Source organism: Microbacterium sp., from assembly GCF_011620665.1.
Classification (GTDB): Bacteria; Actinomycetota; Actinomycetes; order Actinomycetales; family Microbacteriaceae; genus Microbacterium.
In genome coordinates this window covers 1-5,353 of record NZ_WOYQ01000035.1, presented here as the reverse complement: position 1 = coordinate 5,353, position 5,353 = coordinate 1, and the positions used below count along the sequence as shown (strand labels likewise).

4 protein-coding genes are annotated in these 5,353 nt (G+C 69.2%); 1 reads left to right on the top strand and 3 read right to left on the bottom strand.

Annotated features, from left to right (window positions below; all coding sequences use genetic code 11):
* The first annotated feature begins 123 nt into the window (after positions 1-123).
* Entirely contained in the window at positions 124-837 is a 714-nt protein-coding gene (locus tag QZV81_RS04915; RefSeq protein ID WP_292833416.1) for an NRDE family protein, read from the top strand.
* Between the two features lie 14 nt (positions 838-851).
* Here QZV81_RS04915 and QZV81_RS04910 read toward each other — a convergent pair whose 3' ends face one another.
* From QZV81_RS04910 to QZV81_RS04900, 3 genes are read right to left on the bottom strand one after another with little or no spacing between them, the layout of a single operon-like run.
* Positions 852-3,389: a glycosyl hydrolase family 65 protein gene (locus QZV81_RS04910; protein ID WP_292833413.1), complete on the bottom strand. Its 2,538-nt coding sequence runs from the start codon at positions 3,387-3,389 to the stop codon at positions 852-854.
* Complete coding sequence (locus QZV81_RS04905) at positions 3,386-4,123, bottom strand: HAD-IA family hydrolase (protein WP_292833410.1); 738 nt, start codon at positions 4,121-4,123, stop codon at positions 3,386-3,388. Before QZV81_RS04905 ends, QZV81_RS04910 begins: the two co-directional genes overlap by 4 nt.
* Positions 4,120-5,343, bottom strand: coding sequence for an acetate kinase (locus QZV81_RS04900; RefSeq protein WP_292833497.1), 1,224 nt, complete (start codon positions 5,341-5,343; stop codon positions 4,120-4,122). Before QZV81_RS04900 ends, QZV81_RS04905 begins: the two co-directional genes overlap by 4 nt.
* Positions 5,344-5,353 lie beyond the last annotated feature (10 nt).

The window sequence follows — 5,353 nt, the reverse complement described above, 5'->3', positions numbered from 1 at the left end:
ACGCGCCCAGTCTTCCACCTTCCACGCCCGCCCCACGAGCACCCCATCACACGAAGCCATCACACGAAGCCATCACACGAAGCCATCACACGAAGCCATCACACGAACCGACCACACGAACCCATGTGCACCGCCATCATCCACGTCCCCGCCCACGAGCACGAGCCGGTACGGCTGCTGGCGATCCGCGACGAAGACCCGCAGCGACCCTGGAACCCCCTCGGACGCTGGTGGCCCGCTCATCCGAGCGTGACGGGCGTCCAGGACGTGCGCTCCGGCGGCGCCTGGCTCGCGGCCGATTCGGCCGCCCGGCGCCTCGCCGTCCTCCTCAACCGCGCGGGGGGAGAAGATCTGCCCGAGACCGCGGTCGTCTCGCGGGGAGCCCTGCCGCTGGAGTCGGTCCGCGGCCACGCGCCCGCCGAGAGGCCGCGGACCCGGGGCTTCAACCTGCTCGAGGTCTCTTCCGGCGCGGCGCGCGTCGTCTCGTGGGACGGCGAGCGCCGCACGGTGACCCCGATCGGCGCGGGCACCCACATGATCTCCCACGACAACGTCGACGACCCCGACACCGCGCGGATCTCGCACTGGCTCGAGCCCTTCAGGGCCGCCGCCCCCGCCGACGGCGACGAATGGTACGAGCCGTGGCTCGGCGTGCTGGCCCGGAGCGCCGAGCTCGGCCCCGTCGACGACCGCGCGATCATCCGCGACAACCGCCCCCAGGGCTTTCCGACCCTCTCGCTCCTGCTGTGTGCAGCCACGGTCGGGCCCGACGGGGTGGACGTCAGGTACGGCGAACTTCCCGCACCCGCGACCTGGGGGCCGGTCGAGCTGCGGTGAGACCCCGCGCCCCTCTACGTGTCGATGCGGAAGTTGCCGTCATCCCCGGCCACGACCGGCATGCTGCCGGTGATCACGGGGATGCTGGTGGTCAGCGTCGGCACCGAGGCCGACAGCAGTGTGCCGTCCTCGCGAAGCGACTCGCTGAGATCGTCGAGAGTCGGCCGGCCCCGCAGCACCGGACCCTGGCCGTGCAGGCGAACCGTCACCGTCTCACCGGCGCCGACCACGTACGACGCCCCCCGCACCATGAAGCTCACGGGCGCCCCGGCGCCGGCGACGACCTGGAACACGTCAGTGGTCACCGTGATGCGCAGCTGTGTCTCGTTCCAGTTCAGCGTGAACGAGAGCGAGGGCCAGTCGGCGGGCAGCCGGGGGTCGAAGGTGAGCTCGCCGAAGTGGTCGCGCATGCCCCCGAACCCCGACACGAGCGCCGTCCACACACCACCGGCCGACGCGACGTGCACCCCGTCGGCGGCATTGTGGTGCAGGTCTCTCAGATCGACGAAGATCGACTGCTCGAAGTACTCGAGCGCCAGGTCCTGATAGCCGACCTCGGCCGCGAGGATCGACTGCACCACCGACGACAGCGTCGAGTCGCCGGTGGTCAGCGGGTCGTAGTACTCGAAGTCGGCCAGCTTCTCCTCATCGGTGAAATGGTTGCCCTGCAGAAACAGCGCGAGCACGACGTCAGCCTGCTTGAGCACCTGATAGCGATAGATCACGAGCGGGTGGAAGTGCAGGAGCAGCGGGCGATGCTCGGGAGGGGTCGACTCGAGGTCCCACACTTCGCGCTCGAGGAAGACGGCGTCCTGCGGGTGGATGCCCAGCGCCTCGCTGTAGGGGATGTGCATCGCCTCGGCGGCCGCCTCCCACCCGTCGGCTTCGGCAGGGTCGAGCCCCAGCCGGTCCGCCATGAGCAGGTAGGCATCTGGCACGGTCGCGGCCATCTCGCGGACGACGCGAGCCGCGAAGCGCAGGTTGAAGCGCGCCATGACATTGGTGAACAGGTTGTCGTTGACGACCGTGGTGTACTCGTCGGGGCCCGTGACGCCGTGGATGTGGAAGCTCTCCGTGTCACCGGACTCGGAGAAGCGCCAGAACCCGAGCGTCGACCACAGCCGCGCCGTCTCGACGGCGATGTCCACCCCCTCACGGTAGAGGAACTCATCGTCGCCCGTGGCGCGCACGTACTTCGCGAGCGCAAAGCTCACGTCGGCGTTGATGTGGTACTGCGCGGTGCCGGCCGCGTAGTACGCCGAGGCCTCTTCGCCGTTGATCGTGCGCCACGGGAACAGCGCGCCGGCCTCGTTGAGCTGGTCGGCGCGCTTGCGGGCCGCGGGCAGCATGAGAGAGCGCATGCGGAGGGCGTTGCGGGCCCACTGCGGCGTCGTGTAGGTGAGGAACGGGAGCACGTAGATCTCGGTGTCCCAGAAGTAGTGCCCGCTGTACCCCGAGCCCGACACGCCCTTCGCGGGAACCCCCAGGCCGTCGGCGCGCGCCGCCGCCTGCGCCAACTGCAGGAGGCACCAGCGTGCGGCCTGCTGCAGGTCGTCGCGGCCTTCGATCACGACGTCGGAGCGGTCCCAGAACGCCGCCATCCACGCGACCTGCCGATCGAACTGCTCCTGCACCCCCTCGGCCCTGACCCGGTCGAGCGTTCGCTGCCCCCGGTCGACGAGCTCGCGGCCGGGGACACCGCGTGACGTGTGGTAGACCACGAGCTTCGTGACGGTCAGCGGCACACCGGCCTTGGCCTGCACGCGGAAGACGTTCTTGGCGATGTCGGGTTCGATCGAGGCCCGTGTCGAGTACTCGTTCTCGGTCTCGATGAGATGGTCGGCGACGACCGAGATCGTCATACCGGACTCGGACACCCGATAGGCCAGGCCGAAGCGCTGCCCGTTCTGCCAGTACTCGTCGGGCTGCAGCACCCGCTCGCTCATCTTCTCGGCGCGCCGCGGATCGAAAGCCGCCTTTCCCGCGCGACCCGGCGGTGCTCCGCCGTAGACGTCTTCACCGTCCTGACGGTTGATCGTCTGGCAGCTGACCGTGACGGCCGCGTCGGCGTTCCGCACGTTCACCGAGACCCGCATGACCGCGAGGTGCTTCTCCTCGAAGGACACCATCCGCTCGAAGTCGATCTCGACGTCCTTGCCGCTCGGCGTGATCCACCGCACGTGGCGGGTGAGAACGCCCGTGCGCATGTCGAGCACGCGCTCGTACTCGCGGACGTCCGCGACGTCGAAAGACAGCGGCTCGTCGTCGACATAGACGCGCATGACCTTGGCATCCGGCGCGTTGATGATCGTCTGCCCGACCTCGGCGAACCCGTACGCGTGTTCGGCGTGACGGATGGGGAAGGTCTCGTGGAAGCCGTTGATGAACGTGCCGTGCTCGTGCGCGGCGCGTCCCTCGGGGTGGTTTCCGCGAAGACCCAGGTATCCGTTGCCCACCGCGAAGAGCGTCTCGGTGACGCCGACGTCCTCGATGCTGTACCGCTTCTCGACGAGCCGCCACGGGTCGATCGGGAAACGAGCGCGATCCATCATCTCTCCCCCAGGAAATCGCCGAGATCGTCGACGACGACGTGAGCGCCCAGATCCAGCAGGGCTTGTGCACCGGCGCCCCGGTCGACGCCGACCACGAGCGCGAAACCGGCTGCGGCGGCGGATGCGACTCCCGAGTGCGCGTCCTCGACGGCGGCGCTCCGCGCGGGGTCGACTCCCAGCATCCGAGCCCCCTCCGCGAACATGTCGGGCTCGGGCTTGGAGCGCAGGCCCTCACGCGCCGCGACGACACCGTCCATCACCACCGGAAACCGGTCGCGGAGGCCCGCGACCGTCAGCACTTCTTCGGCGTTCTTCGAGCTCGACACCACGCCGATCGGCACGCCCAGCGCGATCAGGCGATCGACGAGGGCGAGCGAGCCCGGATAGGGCGCGATGCCGTCGGCGCGCAGCACCCGTGAGAACACGGCGTTCTTGCGATTGCCGATCCCGCAGACGGTGTCGGCGGTCGGGTCGTCGTCCGGGTCGCCCCACGGGACCTCGACGTCGCGCGAGCGCAGGAGGCTCGCGACGCCGTCGTATCGCTGCTTGCCGTCGAGGTACCGGAAGTAGTCCTCATCGGTGTACGCGGGTTCGATCCCCCAGTCCGCGAAGAGCTCGGCGAACATCGTCTGCCACGCGTGCATGTGGACTTCGGCGGTCGGTGTCAGGACACCGTCCAGATCGAACAAAACCCCGTCGTAGGAGGACAGGTCGGGTAGCGGTTCGGCTGTCACCGTCCCAGCGTAGTGGCCGTGCTGTTTCGGCCACGTGACGCTTCGCTGAACCCCGTCGCGACCTGCAGAGTCTGCCGTGCGATCTCGAGCTCCTCATTCGTGGGCACCACCAGAACGGCCACGCGCGAGGATTCCGCAGAGATCGCACGGATGCCGCCGCCGCGCGCACGGTTTCGCTCCGGATCGATCTCGATGCCGGCGAAGCCGAAGGTCTCGAGCGCCGCCGCACGCACGAGCGGGGAGTTCTCGCCGACTCCGGCGGTGAACGCGATGACGTCGGCACCGCCGAGCTGGCCGAGGTAGGCGCCGATATAGGCGCGGAGCCGGTGGATGTACACGTCGAACGCAAGAATCGCATCGGGATCCCCCGCCGCGCGCCGCTCCTCGACATCGCGCATGTCGGATGCACCGGCGAGCCCCAGCATCCCGGAGCGTGTGTTGAGGAACGCATCGACCTGGGCGGGGGTCCACTGCTCGCGCTGCGCGAGGACCAGGAGGACGGAGGGATCGATGTCGCCCGACCGGGTTCCCATGACGAGACCCTGCAGCGGCGTCAGGCCCATCGAGGTGTCGACCGACCGGCCGCCGTCGATGGCGGTCGCCGACGCGCCGTTGCCCAGGTGCAGCACGATCTGGCGCAGCGAAGAGAGGTCACGGCCGACGAACCGGGCCGCCTCTTCGCTCACGAACCTGTGACTCGTGCCGTGGAAGCCGTAGCGGCGGATACTGTGCTTCTCGGCCATCGTCTTGTCAATCGCGTAGGTATATGCCGCGGCCGGCATGGTCTGGTGGAATGCGGTGTCGAAGACCGCCACGTGCGGCACATCGGGGAAGCCGGCGCGCGCAGCTCTGATTCCCTGCAGCGCGCCCGGGTTGTGCAGGGGGGCGAGCAGCGAAAGCTCGTCGATGCTGCTCTCGACGAGGGGCGTCACCAGCGTGGGCGCGACGAACCGCGCGCCCCCCTGGACGACCCGGTGGCCGACCGCGACCGGTGCGTGCTCGGTCAGCGACGGACCGTGCGCGGCGAACGCGTCGAGCATCGCCCGGAAACCGGCGGCGTGATCCGGTATCGGCAGCTCGCGGGCGTATGCGGCATCCCCCACCCTGTGCGTCGCGACACCGTGGGCGGACGGGTCGCCGATCCGCTCGACGAGCCCCGACGCGAGCGGATGCGGGCTCTCGACATCGATCAGCTGGGACTTGCTCTCGACATCGATCAGCTGGGACTTG